The sequence below is a fragment of the Bilifractor sp. LCP21S3_A7 genome, assembly GCF_052118825.1.
Classification (GTDB): domain Bacteria; phylum Bacillota; class Clostridia; order Lachnospirales; family Lachnospiraceae; genus Bilifractor.
In genome coordinates this window covers 228,953-251,285 of sequence record NZ_JBQKGL010000004.1, presented here as the reverse complement: position 1 = coordinate 251,285, position 22,333 = coordinate 228,953, and the positions used below count along the sequence as shown (strand labels likewise).

At 50.3% G+C, this 22,333-nt stretch carries 18 protein-coding genes and 3 pseudogenes; 10 read left to right on the top strand and 11 right to left on the bottom strand.

Annotated features, from left to right (window positions below):
• Positions 1–136: 136 nt before the first annotated feature.
• From eno to hcp, 3 genes are all read right to left on the bottom strand, one after another.
• Positions 137–1,429: a phosphopyruvate hydratase gene (gene eno / locus ACTQ1O_RS05510; protein WP_441474303.1), complete on the bottom strand. Its 1,293-nt coding sequence runs from the start codon at positions 1,427–1,429 to the stop codon at positions 137–139.
• A gap of 410 nt (positions 1,430–1,839) precedes the next feature.
• On the bottom strand, positions 1,840–2,043 hold the full coding sequence (locus ACTQ1O_RS05505) for a hypothetical protein (protein ID WP_441486435.1): 204 nt from the start codon (positions 2,041–2,043) through the stop codon (positions 1,840–1,842).
• 186 nt (positions 2,044–2,229) lie between these two features.
• Positions 2,230–3,873 (bottom strand): hydroxylamine reductase, encoded by a 1,644-nt coding sequence (hcp, locus tag ACTQ1O_RS05500; protein WP_441486434.1) that lies wholly within the window; start codon positions 3,871–3,873, stop codon positions 2,230–2,232.
• A 266-nt stretch (positions 3,874–4,139) separates the two neighbouring features.
• Here hcp and ACTQ1O_RS05495 point away from each other — a divergent pair, with 266 nt between their 5' ends.
• Positions 4,140–4,808: a Crp/Fnr family transcriptional regulator gene (locus ACTQ1O_RS05495; protein WP_441486433.1), complete on the top strand. Its 669-nt coding sequence runs from the start codon at positions 4,140–4,142 to the stop codon at positions 4,806–4,808.
• A gap of 126 nt (positions 4,809–4,934) precedes the next feature.
• Here the strand turns inward: ACTQ1O_RS05495 and ACTQ1O_RS05490 are convergent, their stop codons facing one another.
• The 3 genes from ACTQ1O_RS05490 to ACTQ1O_RS05480 all read right to left on the bottom strand — a co-directional run bounded on the left by ACTQ1O_RS05490 (position 4,935) and on the right by ACTQ1O_RS05480 (position 9,645).
• Positions 4,935–7,169, bottom strand: coding sequence for a beta-galactosidase (locus ACTQ1O_RS05490; RefSeq protein ID WP_441486432.1), 2,235 nt, complete (start codon positions 7,167–7,169; stop codon positions 4,935–4,937).
• A gap of 22 nt (positions 7,170–7,191) precedes the next feature.
• On the bottom strand, positions 7,192–8,919 hold the full coding sequence (locus ACTQ1O_RS05485) for a glycoside hydrolase family 43 protein (protein ID WP_441486431.1): 1,728 nt from the start codon (positions 8,917–8,919) through the stop codon (positions 7,192–7,194).
• 279 nt (positions 8,920–9,198) lie between these two features.
• On the bottom strand, positions 9,199–9,645 hold the full coding sequence (locus ACTQ1O_RS05480; protein ID WP_441486465.1) for an MFS transporter: 447 nt from the start codon (positions 9,643–9,645) through the stop codon (positions 9,199–9,201).
• A 365-nt stretch (positions 9,646–10,010) separates the two neighbouring features.
• Between ACTQ1O_RS05480 and ACTQ1O_RS05475 the strand changes: the two genes are divergently transcribed.
• Positions 10,011–10,949 carry an AraC family transcriptional regulator gene (locus ACTQ1O_RS05475; protein ID WP_441486430.1) on the top strand — a complete coding sequence of 313 codons (939 nt, stop codon included), beginning with the start codon at positions 10,011–10,013 and terminating at the stop codon, positions 10,947–10,949.
• Positions 10,950–11,057: 108 nt separating this feature from the next.
• Here the strand turns inward: ACTQ1O_RS05475 and ACTQ1O_RS05470 are convergent, their stop codons facing one another.
• The 3 genes and pseudogenes from ACTQ1O_RS05470 to tet(40) all read right to left on the bottom strand — a co-directional run bounded on the left by ACTQ1O_RS05470 (position 11,058) and on the right by tet(40) (position 13,867).
• Positions 11,058–11,537, bottom strand: coding sequence for a low molecular weight protein-tyrosine-phosphatase (locus tag ACTQ1O_RS05470; RefSeq protein ID WP_441486429.1), 480 nt, complete (start codon positions 11,535–11,537; stop codon positions 11,058–11,060).
• A 183-nt stretch (positions 11,538–11,720) separates the two neighbouring features.
• A pseudogene (locus tag ACTQ1O_RS05465) lies at positions 11,721–12,549 on the bottom strand (site-specific integrase); the annotation flags it as partial.
• Positions 12,550–12,646: 97 nt separating this feature from the next.
• Positions 12,647–13,867 (bottom strand): tetracycline efflux MFS transporter Tet(40), encoded by a 1,221-nt coding sequence (tet(40), locus tag ACTQ1O_RS05460; RefSeq protein WP_441486428.1) that lies wholly within the window; start codon positions 13,865–13,867, stop codon positions 12,647–12,649.
• Between the two features lie 47 nt (positions 13,868–13,914).
• Here tet(40) and ACTQ1O_RS05455 point away from each other — a divergent pair.
• Positions 13,915–14,109 (top strand): annotated as a pseudogene (locus ACTQ1O_RS05455) (recombinase family protein); the annotation flags it as partial.
• Position 14,110: 1 nt separating this feature from the next.
• On the opposite strand, the pseudogene ACTQ1O_RS05450 reads toward ACTQ1O_RS05455, so the two are convergent.
• Positions 14,111–14,440 (bottom strand): annotated as a pseudogene (locus tag ACTQ1O_RS05450) (class I SAM-dependent methyltransferase); the annotation flags it as partial.
• 50 nt (positions 14,441–14,490) lie between these two features.
• Positions 14,491–16,410, bottom strand: a complete 1,920-nt coding sequence (tet(W), locus tag ACTQ1O_RS05445; protein WP_441486427.1) for a tetracycline resistance ribosomal protection protein Tet(W) — start codon at positions 16,408–16,410, stop codon at positions 14,491–14,493.
• 869 nt (positions 16,411–17,279) lie between these two features.
• Here tet(W) and ACTQ1O_RS05440 point away from each other — a divergent pair.
• From ACTQ1O_RS05440 to ACTQ1O_RS05410, 7 genes are all read left to right on the top strand, one after another.
• A complete protein-coding gene (locus ACTQ1O_RS05440; RefSeq protein WP_441486426.1) occupies positions 17,280–17,597 on the top strand; it encodes an rRNA biogenesis protein rrp5 in 318 nt (105 codons plus the stop codon).
• A complete protein-coding gene (locus ACTQ1O_RS05435) occupies positions 17,587–18,720 on the top strand; it encodes a DUF2800 domain-containing protein (RefSeq protein WP_331347904.1) in 1,134 nt (377 codons plus the stop codon). The genes ACTQ1O_RS05440 and ACTQ1O_RS05435 overlap by 11 nt, the downstream gene beginning before the upstream one ends.
• Positions 18,721–18,722: 2 nt before the next feature.
• Positions 18,723–19,283, top strand: a complete 561-nt coding sequence (locus tag ACTQ1O_RS05430; protein WP_105305031.1) for a DUF2815 family protein — start codon at positions 18,723–18,725, stop codon at positions 19,281–19,283.
• A gap of 18 nt (positions 19,284–19,301) precedes the next feature.
• Positions 19,302–19,565 carry a hypothetical protein gene (locus ACTQ1O_RS05425; RefSeq protein ID WP_441486425.1) on the top strand — a complete coding sequence of 88 codons (264 nt, stop codon included), beginning with the start codon at positions 19,302–19,304 and terminating at the stop codon, positions 19,563–19,565.
• 75 nt (positions 19,566–19,640) lie between these two features.
• Positions 19,641–21,623 (top strand): DNA polymerase, encoded by a 1,983-nt coding sequence (locus ACTQ1O_RS05420; protein ID WP_441486424.1) that lies wholly within the window; start codon positions 19,641–19,643, stop codon positions 21,621–21,623.
• Positions 21,624–21,714: 91 nt separating this feature from the next.
• Complete coding sequence (locus ACTQ1O_RS05415; RefSeq protein ID WP_441486423.1) at positions 21,715–22,134, top strand: helix-turn-helix domain-containing protein; 420 nt, start codon at positions 21,715–21,717, stop codon at positions 22,132–22,134.
• Positions 22,131–22,301 (top strand): SHOCT domain-containing protein, encoded by a 171-nt coding sequence (locus tag ACTQ1O_RS05410; RefSeq protein ID WP_441486422.1) that lies wholly within the window; start codon positions 22,131–22,133, stop codon positions 22,299–22,301. Before ACTQ1O_RS05415 ends, ACTQ1O_RS05410 begins: the two co-directional genes overlap by 4 nt.
• The last annotated feature ends 32 nt before the right edge of the window (positions 22,302–22,333 follow it).

Here is a 22,333-nt window from a genome sequence, read left to right as displayed (position 1 = left end):
CCCTAAGAGCTTTCTTCAGCTGCCCCATTTTAATCTTCTTTTCCTCATGATAGAGTAAAATAAGTTCAGAAAAGCCGGTTCCATAAACGGAACCGGCTCCTGCCTGTCTTTGATCTTATATTTCTGTGATTTTTTCTCAGCGGTTAAATGCTTTTTTTCCGGGATATACGGCAGATTCGCCGAGTTCCTCTTCGATCCGGAGAAGCTGATTGTATTTTGCCACACGCTCGCTTCGGCTGGGTGCTCCCGTCTTGATCTGGCGTGTATTGAGCGCAACTGCGAGATCGGCGATTGTAGTATCCTCTGTCTCGCCGCTTCTGTGGGATGTGATTGCCGTGTATCCAGCCTTATGTGCCATCTTGATCGCCTCAAGCGTCTCAGACACGGATCCGATCTGATTGAGCTTGATCAGAACCGAATTCGCGCAGCCAAGCCGGATTCCCTTCTCAAGCCGCTCTGTATTTGTCACAAAGAGATCATCGCCGACCAGCTGTACCTTGTCTCCGAGCTCATCCGTCATCTTCTGCCAGCCTTCCCAGTCCTCCTCGTCCAGACCGTCCTCAATCGACCAGATCGGATACTTCTCGATCAGCGATTTCCAGTGCGCAATCAACTCCTCAGACGTGAAATCCCTGCCGGACTTCGGCTGGTGATAATATCCCTTCCCCTTCTCACTCTTCCATTCAGAGGATGCCGCATCCATGGCGAGAACAAAATCCTCACCCGGACGATAACCTGCGTCACGGATTGCCTGAAGAATATGCTCGATGGTGTCTTCATCATCCTTCAGATTCGGCGCAAAACCGCCCTCATCTCCGACCGCGGTGGTGTTTCCCTCCGCTTTGAGAATTTTCTGAAGTGAATGAAAGACCTCTGTGCACCAGCGAAGTGCCTCGCGGAAGGAAGATGCTCCCACCGGCATAATCATGAATTCCTGAGTGTCCACTGAATTCGTCGCATGCGCCCCGCCGTTCAGAATATTCATCATCGGAACCGGAAGACGGTTGGCATTTGCACCCCCGAGGAAGCGGAAAAGCGGAATCCCGAGAGATTCTGCCGCAGCCTTCGCGCTGGCGATGGATACCGCAAGAATTGCGTTTGCTCCCAGCTTCGCCTTGTTTGGCGTACCGTCCGCTCTGATCATCGCGTTATCTACCGCATATACATCCTGCGGGTCCAGTCCTCTGACTGCATCATTGATGATTGTGTTTATGTTGTTGACGGCCTTAGACACGCCCTTTCCGCCAAATCGTTCTTTGTCTCCGTCCCGAAGCTCAATCGCCTCAAATTCACCGGTAGACGCTCCGCTGGGCGCGGCTCCTCTTCCGACAGTTCCGTCATTCAGAATCACCTCAGCTTCAACCGTGGGATTGCCTCTGGAATCTATGATCTCTCGTCCAATCACCTTTTCAATCTGTAAATGTTTCAGCATATCGTCTCCTCCTGTCTTCCTGAGACATAACTGGTAACCATTCCTGTTGCTTTCACTCCTGAAACGGCTTTTTATCCTGTTATTGCGTTCTATCCTGCAATAGTTTTCTGCCCTGCTATAGTGTTCTATCCACAATAGTTTTCTGTCCTGCTATAGCTTTATCCAGTTGGCATCTGGTGATCATTTCTGTTGTTGTACATCATGACAAGCAGCGAAAATTCAGGATCATCAGCCTTTTGCGCGTTAGGTATCTCTAACTAATTATTAGTGTACACTAACAGCATTTGATTGTCAACCGCAATCTTATTTCAGCATCGGAATCTTATTTCGACATCGGAATTTTATAATCGACTCCAGGCGGTCAGGCAAAGATTTCCGGTGTCTTTGCCTGATCCGGCCTGCAAATTTCAACTCTCCACAAGCACCTTTACATCCCAATCCCTCAATTCGATTTTCTCACCCGGGACATATCTTCTGCCACTGAGCAGATCTGTCACCGTGCTATAAGGATTGTGTACCACCCGCGGATCTTCTGCGTAATAAAGGAAATAATGAACTGTCTGTTCCTTCGCATTAACGCCGCTGCGCAGAATCACCGGCCAGGTATACATTCTTTTTTATTTCACTTATTCCGATATCCTGAATGCCGATAATCAAATAAGGAAAAATTGCAGGATAAACTGAACCAGGCCGACACCCGGAAATCTCCGGACATCGACCTGACAATATTGTAACTCAAGGAACCTTTTAACAAGCGCAGGAATCCTCTTTGTCATGGAAAAGCTCTTCCGCCTTATTTATGCCTCGTCTCCAAAGAAAAGCTTCAGATCATCATCCACAGTTCCAATTCCCGCGATTCCAAAGTTATCCACCAGCACCTTTGCCACATTCGGAGAAAGGAACGCCGGAAGCGTCGGTCCAAGATGGATATTCTTTACACCCAGGTACAGAAGCGCAAGGAGTACAATGACGGCCTTTTGCTCATACCATGCGATATTGAACACGATCGGAAGATCATTGATATCATCCAGCTTGAATATTTCCTTGAGTTTCAAGGCGATCAGTGCCAGGGAATAGGAGTCATTGCACTGACCCGCATCCAGAACTCTCGGAATTCCGCCAATATCGCCAAGATCCAATTTGTTATATTTATACTTCGCGCATCCTGCTGTCAGAATCACCACATCCTTCGGAAGTCTCTTCGCAAACTCTGTATAGTACTCCCGTGTCTTGTGTCTTCCGTCGCATCCTGCCATTACAACAAACTTCCGGATGGCTCCGGTCTTGACCGCGTCTACAACCTTGTCCGCAAGCGCAAATACCTGCTCATGTGCAAATCCGCCGGTAATGGTTCCTGTCTCGATCTCTGTAGGAGCAGGACATGTCTTTGCCTGGGCAATAATTTCAGAGAAATCCTTGGTCTCGCCATATGTGCCGTCAATATGTCTGCAGCCGGGGAATCCTGCCGCTCCGGTCGTCCAGAGGCGGTCCTTATAGCTCTCTGCGGGAGGCACCACACAGTTGGTCGTCATCAGAATCGGACCATTGAACTTCTCAAACTCCTCTTTCTGTTTCCACCATGCATTTCCGTAATTTCCTGCGAAATGCGGATATTTCTTAAATGCCGGATAATAATGTGCCGGAAGCATCTCGGAGTGTGTATAGACATCTACACCAGTCCCTTTCGTCTGTTCCAGAAGCATTTCCAGATCGCGAAGGTCATGACCGGAGATCAGAATACCCGGATTTTTACGGACACCAATGTCAACCTGTGTCACTTCCGGATTCCCATAGGCCTCTGTATTCGCCTTATCCAGAAGAGCCATACCGTCTACACCGTACTTACCGGTCTCCAGAGTAAGAGACACCAGATCGTTTACTCCAAGAGAATCATCCAGAGTCTTCGCAAGTGCTTTCTGGATAAACGCATCCACTTCTTCATTGTCCTGAAGCAGCGCATTTGCATGCTTGGAATAGGCCGAAAGTCCTTTTAAACCATAGGTAATCAGCTCGCGAAGAGAGCGGATATCCTCATCCCTGGTCGAAAGTACGCCAACCTCTGCCGCCTTGGCGTCAAAGGAATCCTCCGCGCCATTCCAGAATGCGGCTTCCGGAAGTCCCTCTTTGTTCTCGAGCTTTCCAAGAAGATCCTGCTTTACTGCCAGCGTTTCCTCAACTGCTTTGCGAATCGCTTCCCTGTCAAAGTTTGCATTGGTGATCGTGATAAAAAGATTTCTTGTAACCATATGGTTCACATCCTTTTCCACGGGAATCCCTTCCTCGCGCATCCTTGTTGTCACACACGAAAGTCCTTTCGTCACATACACAAGCAGATCCTGCATACGGGCAACCTCGGGTTTCTTTCCGCAGACACCGGAGATCGTACATCCCTTACATCCCGCTGTTTCCTGGCACTGATAACAGAACATCTTGTTTTCCATCAATAAACCTCCTCTATCGCCCCAAAGGGCATTCTTCCTTTGCCTCTGCTGCCTCCCGGATTACATAGACCTTTGTACAGCCTGGAATACAGCGGCAGTCACTTGTTGTCTTTCTGTGGACAGTATAGTAGGATAAAAAGCAGAAGTATGTTGTCATTACCACATAATTATTTTTTTCAACCGTGTGACACTTTCCAATACAAGGCAGCCTTTCACAGTCCTGTTTTGCACTGATGAAGCCCCCTTCTGCGGCTAAGGAGACGAAAATGAATGAAGAAATGCTCTCGAAAAACGTTCTTTTCAAGGGATTAAGCAAAGAAGAAATTCACGATGCATTGCTGGCACTTCAAGCCCGCGAGCTTTTATACAAAAAAGACGCTTCCATCCTTCTGGCCGGAAGTAAAACCGACAAAATGGGACTGGTCCTGGAGGGAAGCGTAAGAATAGAAAACAACGATATGTGGGGGAACCGCACCATCTTAAGTCACGTCGGTTCCGGCCATTTTTTTGCAGAGACCTATGCGTTTCTGCATAACGAACCTCTGCTGGTAGATGTCGTGGCAAATGAAGACTCACGGATTCTTTTCCTCAAAATTCATGTCCTGAAAGAAACCGATTCGACCACACACCCCTGGGTACGGAAGTTCCTGACCAACCTTCTTGTGGTTACCGCACATAAAAACCTTGTTCTGTCCGGCCGCAGTTTCCACACCTCACCCAAAACCATCCGGGGCAAGGTACTGGCATACCTGAATTCGGTAGCCCTACAGAGCGGCGGCCACCGGTTCGACATCCCCTTTGACCGCCAGCAGCTTGCTGACTATCTGAATGTCGACCGGACCGCACTCTCAAAAGAACTGGGAAAAATGAAATCCGAAGGACTGATCACATTTGAAAAAAACCACTTTGAAATACAAAATGGAACAGAATATTAATTACCTTCGCACTTGGGGAATCCATTCCGTCCTCAATCGGTCATACCGGATATTTCTCGATCAGCGATTTCCAGTGCGCGGTCAGCTCCTCAGAGCTGAAGGCTCAGCCTGAAAGTTCTATAACTTTCAGCTTTCCAGAAGCACCTTTACGTCCCAGTCCCGAAGCTCTATTTTCTCTCCCGGAGCATATCTTCTGCCACTGAGCAGATCTGTCACCGTGTCATAAGGATTGTGTACCACCCGCGGATCTTCTGCGTAATAAAGGAGATAATGAACCGTCTGTCCCTTCGCATTGACGCCGCTGCGCAGGATCACCGGCCAGGTATATTGTTCCGCGTCCGCTGTCTCCTTATTTTCATAATGAGGCAGCCATATTCCCGCATCTGCGGACGCCCGTGCAAGAATTCGTTTCAGCTGCTCCGGATCTGTATGACAGCCGATATAGTACGCTGTTCCCTTACCGAACCGGTTTCTCGTGATGCCCGCATAGATGTTCCAGTACGGATGCTCATACCAACCGAGTACCTGAAAGCCATCCTCGCGGCACCCGGTTTCCGCGTCCTCCAAAACCGCCTCAGTACCATCCCTATTCTCTGCAGCTTCCAAAACATTCGCAGCTGCGTCCTTTTCTTCTGCTGTTTCTGAGCTGCAGCTCTCTTCACTTCCAGTTATTCCGCCGCACGGAATCAGAAGTTCCGCCCAGTGATTCACTTCCAATCCGTTCACCGTCAGCCGCTCCGGGTTCACAAACTGATGGTAATTAACCCCGAAGACATCCGTCATGTGATGCGGCTGGATATCCGTCCACACACTGAGCGAGCGGTTCGTGAAGAAGGAGCGGAACGTGGCGACGAGCACTCCGCCTGCCTCTGTCCAGTTCCGGATAATCCGGATAAATTCCTCAGAGACAGAATAAAGCGATGGAATCACGATGAGGTCATATCCGTCCAGGCTGCGCCTGTCGTTCTTCTGCGTGCCGCCGTCCGGCCGGCAGTCTTCTCCTGTGATCTGATCCTCAAAAAGGATATCCACACCGATATTCAGTCCGTACAATTCACGATACGTCTCCATCACAATATCGTTGTAGCTTAGGTCTTTATCAATCGGAAACCATTTAAAGGCGGTCAGCGTCCGGTTGTCGACGATCATGGCCGCGCGGTTTTTCTTCGTAATGATCAGGTTCTCTGCTCCGATCCGCTTCCACTCGTGACCGATCCCGGCGGCCTCGAGATATGTCGGATTCGGTGCGAAATCGTGGCTGAGAAGTCCCTTCCAATAGGTCTCGTATCCGTTATGTATCGAATGCCAGTGCCAGTACTCCACCATCGATGCCCCGCTCGCCAGATGAGAGTATGCCTGCAGGCGGATCTGTCCCGGATACGGAACCCACTCCCGAAAGGCTTGTGCCTCTGTCTCCAGCACCAGATAATTCCTGCTTCCGGGAATAATCCCACGCATCTCATCTCCGCCAAAGGCGATTTCAGTACCCGTCAGGTCATGCTGTGTCGGATGATAGATATCCGTCCCTGCAATCGTCAGCGCGCGTCCCATTTTATCGTGGTCACAGTCCGGCTGCACCCCGTAAGAGTACCCGTCCTGTGAGATCTTCGCGCCAAATTTTCTCCAGTTGTAATCCAGGTTGTGCGTGACAAACTGATCCGGTGTACGGTACTCATCGATGATCTTCCTCTGCCAGCACAGATACTCCGTCACAAGGCTGCGCTGAAACGCCTCAAACTCCGAGGCCAGACCGCCGTTGATACAGCCGCGCATGTCCGGAAGATCCTCCCACCGGCCGATGGAATTACTCCAGTACCGGAGGTAAAAGGTACGATTCAGTTCCTCCACCGTACCGTATTTCTTCTTCAGATACTCCCGGAACATCTCCTGCACACCGGCACCCGCGGTGCCGTAATGCTTCGTCTCGTTGTCAATCTGATAGCCGATCACGCAGCTTCTGCCGGCACAATGCCCGAGCATCTTCCGGATCACCCGCTCAATGTAGAACCGGAACGTCGGACTCGCAATGTTGAAGAGCTGGCGATGTCCGTACCTTGCTTTTCCCTCTAATGTCTCAACCATAATGTCATCGCTTTTTTCCGCAAGCCATGCAGGGATCGCGTACGAGGGTGTCCCGACGATTACCTTCATCTCATACGCCTCCGCAAGATCCAGCATCTCGTCCAGAAGAGAAAAATCGAACCTCCCCTCAACCGGCTCCCAGGTGGACCAGGTAGATTCGCCGATGCGGATGACATTCATCCCGGCATCCCGCATCATCCGCAAATCCTCCCGCATGCGGTCCTCCGGCATATATTCCAGGTAATACGCACACCCAAACAGGATATCTTTCTGTTTCATCCAAAACCTCCCCTCTTTGCCTTCACATTTCTCCGTCCTCAGTGACCGTCAGATCAAATCGATCGAAGTCCGCACATTTTTCATGCAGCATAGAATCCCTGGCAAAAATCCCGACCATTGTCCCGGTAAACTCACCATACTTGCAGTACTCATCGGAAAAAACAGAAGTATCCCATTCCTTTCCGATCCGCTTCCAGAGTGATCCGTCATAGCTCCATTCAAAGAAAGTTTTCCGTCCATCAATCGTCATCCGCATCCAGACCGGACGTCCCTTTTCCAGCGCCGTCCTCGTGCTTTGATATTCTGTCTTGTGACCATTTTCGAGCTGTATGATCCCCAGTGCCTCCGAATGCAGCGTCTCACTGTAATATTTTCGAAGATACAGGTTGTTCATATTGTCATAGTATAGCATGAGACCCGCATCATGCTGATAAACCTCAGGGCTGTATTCAAGAACAGTGACGGCTCTGGCATGCATCCCTGTCAGCTTCCTTGCCAGAAGGCTCACCTTGTTCAGCGATGCCTGACTCTCCTGACCGCGAAGCCGGACAAAGCCCGGCCTTGTCTTCACATCCGCAAAACGCTGCGGCATCTCCCGTGGCGAATAATACCAGTTTCCGAGGGTACCGCTGTCGAAATCATCTCTCTCCGGAACCGGCTGCATCTGTGTCTGCGGCAGATCCGGCTCCGGCACATATTCTTTCGCAAGATTCGTTCCATCCGCCATGCGCAGCCATCCGTCCCTGGTCCAGGTCATCCTCTCGATTGCAGTCTCTCTGCCAAGTGTACACCTTAGATCCAGAATGCCTTCCGGCATATACCCGGCCGGCCATTTCGGCGCATACGGAGAAGCTGCCTTGCGCTCCTCCTCTGTGTCGCGGATGATCCACGGACGCGCGGTCAGATGAACGAGATAGGTTTCGCCATCTGGAAGATCGACGTAGCTTCCATGTCCGGACTTCTGCAGCAAAGAATCCGGATTAAAATACTTCGGCTTCAGGTGATCCGCGTCCGCCCTCTCATTCGATACTCCGGGCTGACTCGTCACGATCGCCCCGAGCGGATCCGGCTCATAAGGGCCGAACACGTTCCGTGAACGTGCCATAGTGACCGCGTGATTATATCCCGTTCCTCCCTCGGCACACATCAGATAATACCATCCGTTTTTTTTCGTCAGGTGCGGAGCCTCAATACACCCGCGATCCGTCGCACCGCTCCATATCCGTTTCGGATATCCGATGATGTGTCCCGCGTCCGGATCGTACTCGACGGCACAGATCACCCCCGGTTCCTCATATCCTGTCCGCGTCTCCCATTCCAGGGATGCCACATATTTCCTTCCGTCATCGTCATGCAGCATCGAAGCATCGAAGCCGGCCGAATGCAGATACACCGGATCACTCCAGGGTCCGGTAATTTTTTCCGCTGTCACAACAAAATTATCCACATCAAAGTACCGCGCATTCATGGAATTCATGACGCCGTAAACCACGTAGAAAAGGTTCTCCGATTCACAATAAGTAAGGCACGGTGCCCAAATTCCCTTCGCGCTCGGAAGTTTCTTAAGATCCACCTGTACATCATCCGTCAGGACGTGCGTGAGAAGTTCCCAGTGCGCAAGATCCCTGGAATGGTAAATCGGAATTCCCGGCATCCACTCGAAGGTGGACACTGCGATGTAATAGTCGTCTCCCTTCCGGCAGATGCATGGATCCGGGTTAAAGCCCGGAAGTATCGGATTGTGAATCATTTCTGTCCTCCTGTCTGATAAAAGTAGTTTCCTGAATTCACAAAAGTCACGTTTGAAAATTCTGATCTTCAAACGTGACTTAATCATTCAGCCCCGACACCCTACATTGTGTCACCGGCTGTATAACCTGCGGCTCGCTTCGTACCTCGCCCCGCCGCAATCCCACAGGGGCCTGCATCATCCGTCTGTCGCAGCGTCCGCACACATTCAGATTCTGCGCCCTCGCACTTCATCCTTATACCTTTTGTCTTCGGAATCGCATCCAGTCGCATTAATCATTCATATGCTTTCCGGCCGCAAGATCTGAAGCAATTTTATCATATTTTTGTCCAGATCAAAAAGAAGGATGCAGATCAGCGACACAATGGATGTGATCACTGGAATCCAGATGAAAGATGTCCTGATTGAAGTAACCGCAGATGCCGTCTGACTTGCTAGAGAAGCGTCAAATTTTCCTGCTCCAAGAATCCATCCAAGTGCAGCAGTACCCACACCGGAACCGATCTTCATACAGAAGGAAGAAGCCGCATTTCCCATGCCGGCAATGTTGAAGCCCTGTTTCCACTCTCCGAATGTGATCGCGTCCTGCAGCATCCCGAACATGCTTCCTCCCATGAAACCAAATCCGATGCCCTTTATCGCAGAAAGCGCAACGACCGCAGCCACATTTTTACCGACAAATCCGGTAAGAGCAAATCCAAGCAGAGAGATGACGGATCCAAAAATGTCGACATCATGAAGTATGTAGAAAAGATGTTGATGACAAGAAGCACCCAGTACTTATTTGTCATCAGCGCAAGAATACCTTTTCCTCCTCATAGGACAATCACTTTTTATCGGATAGGACGTCTTAAACTCACGCTGTCTTCTCAACTGCATCTATAATACTTCCGGAAATGAGAGCCTCACAGATATATTTCTGTGTAAAAAATAGGTCGATTTTGACTTTTGGTGATGCTTGAAAATCCCCCCGATCAGAATTTCAGCAAACCCGATGGGAATCATTGAAGGAAAGTACCGGACGTGATATTCTCAAAGAAATGGCATAGCAGAGCTTCCTTGTGTCTGTGAGCTGAAAGGAACGTGGAGAAATGAAAAATCTGTCTGTCACCCATGAAATCGTGCATACTAATCCGAACCGGGATGTCCTGTTTGAAATCTTTCACGATTCCTATGACATTGCCGAACGCCACTGGCACAATTCCGTGGAAATGATCTATATTACAAGAGGAACGCTTTTTGTCACACAAAATGATCATGAGACGCGTCTGGATGAGGGGGATTGCATCATCATCAACTCCTGTGTCATACACTCAACGAACGGAAGTCTCGGCAACGACTCCATCCTTGTTCAGTTCCCGACTGCGTTTCTCAGCCGCTACATCCCTGATTTTGATCACTGCTATTTCGATCTTGAAACGCACAATTCCGATCCCAGGCACCAGACAAAACTTCTGCAGATCAAAACCGTTCTGGAGAATATGGCTGTCGTCGAGGATATTCAGCCCGAAGGCGGATTTCTCCGCTTCAACAGTCTCCTGTTTGAGCTCCTGTATGAGCTGTACCATAATTTTCGTGTGCCTGTGGCACCAACGGTTCTACCTGCCTCAGCGAAAATGCTGAAAGCCCTCACTCCGGTCATCGATTATACTCACGATCACTATATGGAACCGATCTCCATCGACAGGGTTTCTTCCATCGCTCACCTTCAGCCGGAGTACTTCTGCCGGAAGTTCAGACGTCTGATGGGGCAGACTTATCTCGAGTATCTGAATGATGTGCGCTTATCTTATGTCTATGAGGATCTGATTCACACCAATTTACGTCTTTACGAAATCCTCGACAAACACGGATTTACAAACTACAAGCTCTTCCGCCGGCTTTTCCGGAAAAAATTCAGCTGCACGCCGGGAGAACTGAGAAAAAAGAACGCCGCGAACGGAATAACCGCCCGCGGCAGAGAACATATCCAGCCGCAAATGTTCGATCTTCATTGCAACGATGATCAGCGCACGGTTCGCGGCCTTTAAGTTGTGAGTTGTGATTTACACCTGAGATGAAAGATATGCGCTCAGAAAAGACAGCTGAAAAGAGAACTCCGCTCCTCTTCGTTTATGCTAACATTGGAAAACGGAAAATCAGGACCGGGACCCACCCGGCATCTGTCCCGCAAGATGCTCCAGAAGACCGATGCATCCCTCCGTGATTTCCGAAACGCAGAGATCAAATTTTCTGGTATACCATGGATCGTCGATCCGCTTATCCGGCTGACCCGCATACTCCATCAGAAAATGCACTTTATTCTCCGGATCTTCCCCCAGAATCTGCCTCATGTAATAAGCATTCTCTTCATCCATTCCGATAATGAGATCGTACTTCGAATAATCCGATTTCTGAAGCCTCCTTGCCCGGTGATTTCCAATCGGAACCCCGCTCTGCCGGAGCGCATGCTCCATCGGCGGATACACGGGGCTCCCAATTTCCTCCGTCGAGGTTGCCGCGGAATCCACCAGAAAACGATCCGCGATCTTTCTCATATTAATAATGTTCTGAAAAATGTACTGTGCAGCTACCGAACGGCAGATGTTGCCGTGGCAGACCATGAGCACTTTTATCATGCTTTCTCAACCTCTCTTAACACGTCTCAAACCCTTGTAAAATCTGGGCTTGCCCGCCTTTTCATAAACGTCATTTTCGGACAAAATTTCTCAAAACATCCTTATCCTTTTGCAAAATCTTTGCAAAATTTGGTGCTTTTTTGGTGCTAAAATTTGGTGTTAGCGCCAAAGCGATACCCCTTCTTAGACCACACCGACACGTTTCAACTCCGCTAATGCATCATCATATTTCACGTGAGTATAAGTGTTCAATGTCACTCTGATGTCTCCATGTCCCATGATGTACTGAAGCATCTTCGGATTCATTCCGGTCTTGGCCATGTTACTGCAGAAGGTATGGCGGCACACATGGGGAGTGACCTTAGGCATCAATACCTGGTGGGTATTGTTGTACTTCCTGAGGATCCACTGAAAGTACTTCTCCCAATGAAGAGCTACCAGGGGCTGTCCATTCTTATCCAGATAAAGGAAGCCTGAATGCCTGTCGATCATAGGCTCTGCCTTGGGACTTTTTCCTCTTACTAAGGATTGCCCTGAAAGCAGCCTCTACTCCGGCTGTCATGGTGACATCTCGCACACCATTGGTGGTCTTGGTAGTCTCTACGTGGTAGCTCATATCAGAATATCTGACAAGCTGATGATCCACGTGGATGCAATGATTCTGAAAATCAATGTCCTTTCTAGTCAGTCCAACAAACTCTGAGATACGCAGTCCTGTATGAAAGAGAATGTATATTCCTTCATAGTAACGTGAAAAATGAGGATCATTCTTCACAAAATCCAGGAAAGCATTCATCTGCTCATAGGTCAGTGCTTCTCTCTTATTACCGTCATTCTTCAGTACCGTTGCAAGCTCGAACTGGAATGGATTACGTCTGATCAGCTCATCATCCATAGCCATCTGAAAAGCAGGTCGCAGAACTCCTCTGTAATTATGAAGTGTACTGAACTTCTTGCCCTGATACTTCTGCAGGCGGATGAGCCAGATCTTGGCATCGGATACTCTGACAGAGGAAAATAAGGAAATAAAGAGTCCTCAAATTTTGCGCTGCTAAATGAAGACGAGCGGAAGTAATCTCCCGCTCGTCAGTAAACTTAACTATGCCATATCAATCCCGCTTCTTTCCCGCCACCGGCACTAAGAACAGCGCGGGCAACAGCAGGAAAGCGGTACAGACCAGCCCCCAGGGTATGGACACCTGTTGGGCTACCAGCCCCACAATAGGCCCGCCGATGATCTGCCCGAAAGAGTCCAGCTGTCCACTGGTAGAAAAGACTGTGGCGCGCATTTTCTCCTCCACATGGTCGTTCATCCAGGCGGCCAGCACCGGCTCCTTGATGGTGCGCATAAGCCCCGCCAGGAGGAACATCAACAACATGAACCAAAAGCTCCGCCCCACTGCAAAGAGAACTAGGCACAGGATATACCCGGCGCTGGTGGACATGACCACACTGGTTCGGCTGACAGTCCCTTTTTTCTCCATGCGGGCGATGAGCAACTGATAAGCCAGAATACCTAAGCCGTTGCCGATAAGACTGATAACACCGAACCAAGTGACGCTGTTCAGTGGCCCGATAACGGGTATTACCGTGTCATCCAGAAAATGAGCGGTGGAGAGCCGGTCAAAGCCTTCACTGGCAAGTCCCCCGCACAGTGTGATTGCTAAGAGCGCCAGCAACACAGGTGCGCCTTTCACAAAGCCCAGGTTGAGCTTGAACAGGCAGACAAAGTCTTTAAGCAAGCCCTGCCGTTCCTCAATAGCAGGGGAGAAGTTGGTTTCTGGCATGATGCGAACCAGCACCAGCCCCAGCAGCAAGCACAAACTGCCCCCCAAGATGATAGGCATTTGCAGGTTTATGTTTCCCAGCAGTGTGCCCAGCACCACGCCCAGAACGCCGCCGATTTGCCCCATTTGACTGCCACGCAGGAACACCTTATCCATGGGCTTGTCCTCTTCCTCCGAGGCAATCCACGCCTCCAGAGCGCCGGTGATGAAGGTATCACCGCAACCCCAGACAACCTGGGCCAGCAGAACCGTCGCGAACCACGGCAGCGCACCCTCCATCAGAAAGCCCAGGCCGTAGAGGAACATTCCAATCAGCACCGAGCGCCGACGGCTATACAAATCCGCCACCACACCGGTGGGTATCTCGAACAGAAAGCAGGAGGTTTCCAGAACAGTCCCCACCAGGACAAGCTGAAAAGCATCCAGCTGCACCACCTCCAGGTGGTACACGATGGAAAGCACTGTGGCCATAGAAACCGCCAGGGAAAAGACAAATCGGATCAGCAGGTAGACAGAATATGCCTTTGAATTTTTAGCAAACATGAAGTTACATTCTCCTTTACGAATCAGTGGGTTGTTTTGTGAAACTCCAGCGGCCCGGCTTCACCGAGATGATGGACGCTGTGGAGAGCGGCGCGGTCAAGACGGTCGTGACGAAAGACCTCTCACGCCTGGGACTTAATTATCTGCAAGTGGGCCTATTTACAGAAATTACCTTCCCAAAGAAAGGCGTCCGCTTTATCGCCATCAATGACGGCGTGGACAGCGCCCAGGGCGACAACGACATTGTGATTGCCGTCTTTTAGCCAATTCTATCATTTTTTTGCTGTAATCAAAAGCGACAACCGAAGCGCCTCTTTGTGCAAGATACGAAGAATAATTTCCATTGCCACACGCAATATCCAAAATGTAATCCGCAGGATTAGGAGATAGAAGTTCCGTTACTTTGGGACGCACTACCTCTCTGTGAAATTCATTAGATTCGTCACCCATTGCATTATCCCAAAATTGTGCGTTCTCCTCCCAGATTTTTTTACTTTCCTCTGTTCCCATGTTCTCTCCCACTCCCCAAATTTGCTTTTTTGCTTCCATTAAATCTTCCTTACTATATTCCATTGTTACCCTCCATAACTTCTGATTGTTGCCGTCTTGACGATTATGTATCTTTACATTACCTTCTGAAACATATGGCGCACCTTGTCCAGGCGGCTGTTTGGACGGCGGGGCTGGATGACCGGCTGACCGACAGCGGCCTGATACCCTTTCAGTTCTGTAAGGCATACGCTCTGCCCGTTGGTGTAAAAGGCCAGATCAGTACGGTATGCCTGTATACAGCGGGCGGGAATCTCGCCAGTAAAGACAACTTCATCCTTTTTTTCCTGGACCGTTTCGATGGTGGCACAGTATTTCGGTGCATCATGATAAGCCCTGGAAAGATATTCCCGGGGCGCATAGAGGGTGAAGGAGAGATAAGGTTCCAGCAGCTGCGTCCCTGATTCCTTCAATGCCTGTTCCAATACAATCGGGGCCAATGAGCGGAAGTCCGCCGGCGTGCTGACCGGACTGTAATAAAGCCCGTATTCAAAGCAAATCTTACAGTCCGTTACGTTCCAGCCGAACAAGCCCTGCTCCAGCCCGTAACGGATACCATCCCTGACAGCGTTTTGAAAACTCTGGTTCAAGTATCCCAGCGAAACCCGGCTCTCGTATTGTACACCGGAGCCAAGCGGGAGTGGTGTAACAGACAGTCCGATGGATGCCCAAAACGGGTTGGGCGGCACCTCGATATGGATGGTGTGGCTGGCTGCTTTGAGCGGCCGCTCCATATAAATGACGGTGGGTTCCTTTACCACTGTTTCAAGCTTGTATTTTTCCGACAGCAAAGCGGAAACAACCTCCAACTGCACCCGGCCCAAAAAAGAAAGAATGATCTCATGGGTGATGGAATCCACCTCGCAGCGCAAAAGCGGGTCAGTATCCGCAAGTTGCGTAAGAGCGTCCAGCAGCCGTTCTCTTTGCGCTGCCGTTTTCGGCGCAATCGACGTCCGCAGCATGGGGAGGGGGTCCTCACGCCACCTTTTACGAGGGAGCCGGGTTGGGTCCCCTAATACATCGTTTAACCTCACGCTGTCGCTGGGAAGGATAACAATTTCACCCGGATAAGCGGTGTCTGTCCGAACAATTTCCCCTTTGGATGGAATACGCATCTCTGTGATTTTCAGCTTTTCTCTCCCGGCCAGGGCCACCGTATCCCGCAGGCGCAGCGTTCCGCTGTATAGCCGTAGATAGACACGCCGCTGGCCGCAATCTGTATACTCCACCTTGAAAACGCTGCCGCATAGGGCGGCGCTCCCCTGTTCCCCAATCGGTTGGAACAGCCCTGTCACCGCATCCATCAACGGTTGAATGCCAAGGCCCTTTTTGGCGCTGCCATAATAGACCGGGAACAGGGAGGCGTCTTGAACCCGCCGCTGTTCCTCCCGCACAAGTTTTTCCCGGCTGATTGGTTCTCCTGCGATATACTTTTCCAATAATTTATCGTTATTTTCGATGACCGCATCCCATGCTTCTATGTCGGTATTTTCCTCCAGGACTATTTCCGGGGACAGCGACACCGTCTGCTTGATGATAATATCGGCGGAGAGCTTATCCCGAACAGACTGAACCACGCTCTGCAAATCAACGCCAGCCTGGTCGATCTTGTTGATAAAGATAACGGTGGGAATGTTCATTTTCCGCAGGGCATGGAACAGAATACGGGTCTGGGCCTGCACGCCATCTTTAGCGGAGATCACCAAGATGGCCCCATCTAAAACAGCCAAAGAGCGGTACACCTCCGCCAAAAAATCCATGTGGCCGGGCGTATCCACAATGTTGACTTTACATCTGTGCCACTGGAAGGAAGTGACTGCCGCTTGAATGGTAATCCCACGCTGCCGCTCCAAAAACATGGTGTCCGTCCTCGTTGTCCCTTTTTCGACGCTCCCCGGTTCTGAAATGGCTCCGCTGGCATATAGCAGGCTCTCCGTCAAGGTCGTCTTTCCAGCGTCTACATGGGCAAGAATTCCAATATTGATTATTTTCATGTGATTGTCCTCCTTTTACTGCCCCGAAGGGCATAAAAATCCCCAGCAGTAAAATACTTTTACCACTGGGGATGATAATTTGCGGACATACACATATACAGCATACACCTGTTTGTGAGTGCTGTTTTTGGGGATATGTCAAAATTGATAAGGCAAAAGTATTCTTAAATTGGGTACAAAAAACTAAGCCCCTACAAAAGGGACTATCATAATCCTTTGTTCCCACTATTTGATTATAGTTTTATTTAAGAATACCTTGCCGCATATTTTTTACTCCTTTTCTGGAATTGAATTATATCACATCAGTTTTAGGAAAACAAGTATCTAAAAGAAATTTTTCTTCCCCTTATATGTAACAATCATACCGGCTTCCTAACGTTCAGAATGGTTTCTACTGTCTGCTGCGGTGTTTGGTTGGAATTGTCCAGCCAAAAGCCGATCCGTGGTGTTGTCTGCATTTTACTAAATACAAATTCTGATTTGTTGTTCTCTAATCTGATTCTATACCACTCTGTCTATACCGTTCAATAAATATCTGTTCCTTGCCTGAAGGTATCCTCTTCGGATGCCCGCAGGCTTTTTTATTTTTTCTCATTCAGGGGTGCGTTTCTCCCCTCCTTTCGAGGACGGAAGACATGAAGGGAGAACAACAAAGAATCGAGGTGATGACATGAAACTCAGACACAGAATCCGCATCAACGTCACGGACAGCTCCGGACGCAGGACAAAGGTAGTAAGCAGCGGTGTCCGCCACCTTCCGATGAAACTCCTCACAGCTCTCTTCGGGGAAAACACGGAAGTACTAATCCTCTCTCCTGGTCAGAGCGTCCAGTCAGTAGAAATCCATGAAATGAAAGGAGGCGAAACAAATGACTCAGGAAGAACTGCTTAAGGCAATCGCAGAAGATTTCCGCAGAACAGCCGACCACATTGAAAAGCTCACAGGTGTAGAAAGCCCCGCCAATCCTAAAGCGGAAACGGCCCCGTCTGCAGAAAACGTACCGGATGAAAAGCCGGTGACACTCGAGGAAGTTCGCACGGTTCTCTCTGCAAAGAGCAGCGAAGGCTATGGAAGCCAGGTCCGCGATCTCATCCACTCATTCGGTGCAGAGAAGCTCAGCGCGGTCGATCCCTCGCACTACAGGGAAATGCTGAAGAAAGCTGAGGTGATCGGGAATGCCGGTTAATCACGCAATGCTCTCTCCTTCCAGTGCACACAGGTGGCTTCACTGTACGCCTTCCGCACTGCTCGAGAAGTCCTTCAGTGATACCAGCTCTCCTGCTTCAGCGGAAGGAACTGCCGCTCATGCCCTTGCTGACCACAAAGTAAAGCGAGCTCTCAAGCGTCGCAGCAAACGTCCGGTGTCTGATTACAACACAGACGAGATGGAGGAATGCACTGACGATTACCGCGACTTTGTCATGGAGCAGCTTGGCAAGGAAAGACAGACCTGCAGTGATGCTCAGGCTTACACGGAGATCGAACTTGACCTTTCAGCTTACATTCCGCATGGCTTTGGGACCAGCGACTGCATCATTGTTTCCGATAACAGGATGCATGTCATTGATCTGAAGTACGGTCAGGGAGTGCTCGTGGAGTCAGAAGAAAACCCGCAGATGATGCTCTATGCACTCGGCGCACTGGATCTCTTCGGAGATCTGTACAACTTCGAGGAAGTATCGCTGACCATCTTCCAGCCGAGACGAGACAATATTTCGACCTGGAACACCACGGTATCACACCTCAGGGAATGGGCAGATGAAGTCTTAAAACCTAAAGTTGCTCTGGCCAATGAAGGACTCGGCGATTACTGCTCCGGCGACTGGTGCCGCTTTTGCAAAGCAGCAGTCAAGTGCCGTGCAAGAGCCGAAAAGCAGCTCGCTCTCGCAAAGTACGAATTCCAGAAGCCACCCCTCCTCTCGGATGAAGAGATTGATGAGATCCTTCCCGATCTCGATCCACTGATGAAATGGGCTGAAGATCTGATGCAGTATGCCACAGATGAAGCTGCCGAACATGGGAAGAAGTGGAAAACCTACAAACTTGTCGAGGGACGCTCAAAGAGAAAGTACACAGATGAGCAGGCTGTATCAGAGGCCGCGAAGAATGCCGGCTATACCGACATTTACAGGAGAAGCCTCATCCCCATCACGGAAATGGAACGCCTGATGGGTAAGAAAACGTTCCATGAAGTCCTTGGCGGACTTGTGATGAAGCCGCCGGGCAAACCGACGCTCGTACCGAGATCGGACGGGCGACCGGAAATAATGGCAGATGATGTTCATAACGAATTCAAGGAGGAAATTTAATTATGCCTATTAACAATCATTCTACAAAAGTCGTAACCGGTATCGTAAGACTCTCTTATGCAAATGTATGGGAACCGAAGTCCATCAACGGCGGCAAGGAAAAGTACAGCGTTTCGCTGATCATCCCGAAGTCCGACAAGAAGACGATTGACGCCATCAACAAGGCAGTCGATGCCGCTATCGAGGACGGCATCAGCAAGTTCGGCGGCAAGAAGCCGAACAAGGCTGCGATCAAGCTCCCTCTCCGCGACGGTGATATTGAGCGTGATGACGAGGCCTACAAGGACAGCTTCTTCGTCAATGCCAACAGCACCACTCCGCCCCAGATCGTTGATGCTCATGTTCAGCCGATTCTTGATCGCAGCGAAGTTTACAGCGGCTGCTATGCAAGGGTATCTGTCACTTTCTACGCTTTCAACTCCAACGGAAACAAGGGCGTGGCCTGTGGTCTTGGAAATATCCAGAAGATCAGAGACGGCGAGCCTCTGGGTGCTCACAGCAGCGCAGCTGATGATTTCTCCGACTTCTCCGACAACAACGGCGATGATGATTTTCTTGGCTAATAGCAGAAAGGCAACGATATGAAAGACATTCTTGATACAGTTCTCTACATCATCTACGCCCTCTTCGGGCTCGGCGGACTGGGACTCACGATCATTATGGTCGTGATTTCCATCCGGAATACAAAGCGCGACGATGCGTTTGAGAAGGAACTGCACGACCAGAAGATGAAAAACGAGGCAGCCGCTGCAGAGCGTGACAAGGAATTCGCAGCGGAAAAACAGCAGTGGGACAAGGAATACCACGAAAGACGCATGGCTGCTCTCGAAGATCTGAAGCACTGACAACTGAATAACGGCAACATGTAACGGCGGCGGGAGGCAGAATTCCCGCCGCTTATTTTTTTATGGAGACACATTATGAAATCACTTAGTATCGATCTCGAAACATTCTCAGACGTCGATCTGAACAAGTCTGGTGTGTACCGGTACACAGAAAGTCCGGCCTTTGAGATTCTTCTCTTCGGATTTGCCAGAGATGATGATCCGGTAACCGTCCTGGATCTGACTGCCGGCGATACTGTTCCTAAAGATGTTCTGGATGCACTAACAGACGAAACAGTGACAAAGTGGGCATTTAATGCAAGTTTTGAACGGATCTGTCTTTCCGCATATCTTAGGAAATATTACCCGGAGCGCTTTGTCACCTACAGTATTCCGGAAGACAGCGTCCGAAATTACCTCGACCCGGCATCCTGGCGCTGTTCCATGATCTGGTCTGCCTATCTTGGCCTTCCCCTCTCTCTGAAAGGCGTCGGCGAGGCATTAGATCTCGAAGAACAGAAAATGGCAGAAGGCAAGGAACTCCTCCGCTACTTCTGCACTCCGTGCAAGCCGAGAAAGGCGAACAGCGGCAGAACAAGGAATCTCCCCTCTGACGCACCGGATAAATGGGAGGTCTTTAAGAAATACAACCGCCGCGATGTCGAGGTGGAAATGTCCATCAAAAAGCACCTGCGTAACTTCCCTGTCCCGGAATCTGTCTGGGAGGAATACCACATCGATCAGGAGATCAACGACAGGGGCATTCTTGTAGACCTTGAGATGGCAGAACAGGCCATTGCAATTGACAGCCGGTCAAGAGCCTCTCTTACCGAGAAGCTCAAGAAGCTGACCGGTCTTTCCAATCCGAACTCTGTCGTGCAGATGAAGGACTGGCTGAGTGCCCACGGCCTTAAGACAGATACCCTTGGCAAGAAGGCTGTGGCATCCCTTCTGGAAACTGCTCCGGATGATCTGAAGGAAGTGTTAAAGCTCCGTCAGCAGATTGCCAAATCCTCTGTAAAGAAGTATCAGGCCATGCAGAACGCTGCCTGCCGGGACCACAGAGCAAGAGGAATGTTCCAGTTCTATGGGGCAAACCGCAGCGGACGATTTTCCGGGCGGCTGATTCAGTTACAGAACCTTCCTCAGAACCACATGCCGGATCTGGCGGAGGCAAGAGCCCTCGTAAAAAACGGTGACTATGACTCTCTTGATCTTCTCTATGATTCCGTTCCGAACGTTCTGTCCGAGCTGATCCGGACTGCTTTTATTCCCCGTCCTGGCATGAAATTCATCGTCAGCGACTTCTCTTCCATCGAGGCAAGAGTCCTGGCTTATCTCTCTGGTGAACAGCATACGATGGACTCCTTTGCCAGAGGAGAAGATATCTATTGTGCTACGGCATCAGCGATGTTCCATAAGCCGGTCGTCAAACACGGCATCAACGGTGAGCTCCGGCAGAAAGGTAAGATCGCGGTTCTCGCCTGCGGCTATGGCGGCTCCGTCGGCGCTCTGAAGGCGATGGGAGCGCTCGACATGGGACTGCAGGAAGAGGAACTTCAGCCGATTGTGGACGCATGGCGTGCCGCCAATCCGCATATTACAAAGTTCTGGTGGGACGTCGACCGTGCTGTGAAGGAGGTTATCCGGACAAAGGGAACCCGGGAAGTCAGAGGAATCCGGTTCTTCTACAAAAGCCAGATGCTCTTTATCCATCTTCCTTCCGGCAGAGATCTGGCCTACGTGAAGCCGATGATCCAGCCGAATCAGTATGGCGGCGAATCCATCACATACATGGGAATTGGATCCACGAAGAAGTGGGAACGCATCGAATCATACGGTCCGAAGATCGTGGAGAACATTACCCAGGCGATCAGCCGCGACATTCTCTGCTACGCCATGCGGACGCTCTCCCACTGCTTTATCTGCGCTCATGTGCACGATGAGCTGATCATCGAATGCGGCATGGACGTATCCGTCGACGCGGTCTGCGAGCAGATGGGCAGAACTCCTCCGTGGGCACCCGGCCTTCTGCTCCGTGCGGACGGCTACGAATGCGAATTTTATAAGAAAGACTGACGTTTCTGACGGGCAGACGCACTTTTTAATCCGAAGGGGTGCGTTTTGCCCGTCTTTTTGAGGACGGAAGACATGAAGGAGGTGCTCATCCATGACCGATGAACAGAAAACCCGTATCTTCCGTATGAGAGAACAGGGAATGAGCTATGACGCGATTGCCGAAGCCCTCTCCCTTTCCAAGAATACCGTCAAGTCTTACTGCCGCAGAAACGGCCTCGCCGGAAAGCGTGTCCCGGCGCAGAAAACCGCTGAAGAACCCGCTGAGTTCTGCCCGAACTGCGGAAAGCCTGTCCGGCAGATTCCGGGAAGAAAACATATCCGGTTCTGCAGCAGTGCCTGCCGTCAGGAATGGTGGAACAGCCATCTGGACCAGGTGCATCGGAAAGCGGTATATGACTTCACCTGCGCATGCTGCGGCAGACCCTTTTCCGCCTATGGCAACGCACACCGGAAATACTGCTCTCACGCATGCTACATCAAAGCGAGATTCAAAGGAGGCGCTGACCAGTGAATAAAGAAAAATGCGAAGCCGAGCGCCACTACCAGGCGAGCCTGTCGGCAGCAAAATCCATGCTGAAATCCGGCATCATCACCCGGACGGAATACGACGAAATTGATACAATCCTGCTCCGCAAATACCGCCCTGTTTTCGGCACTTTATTCTCAGATAACGCTTGATACCATCGGCGGGTCTGAGTGATGAATAGACA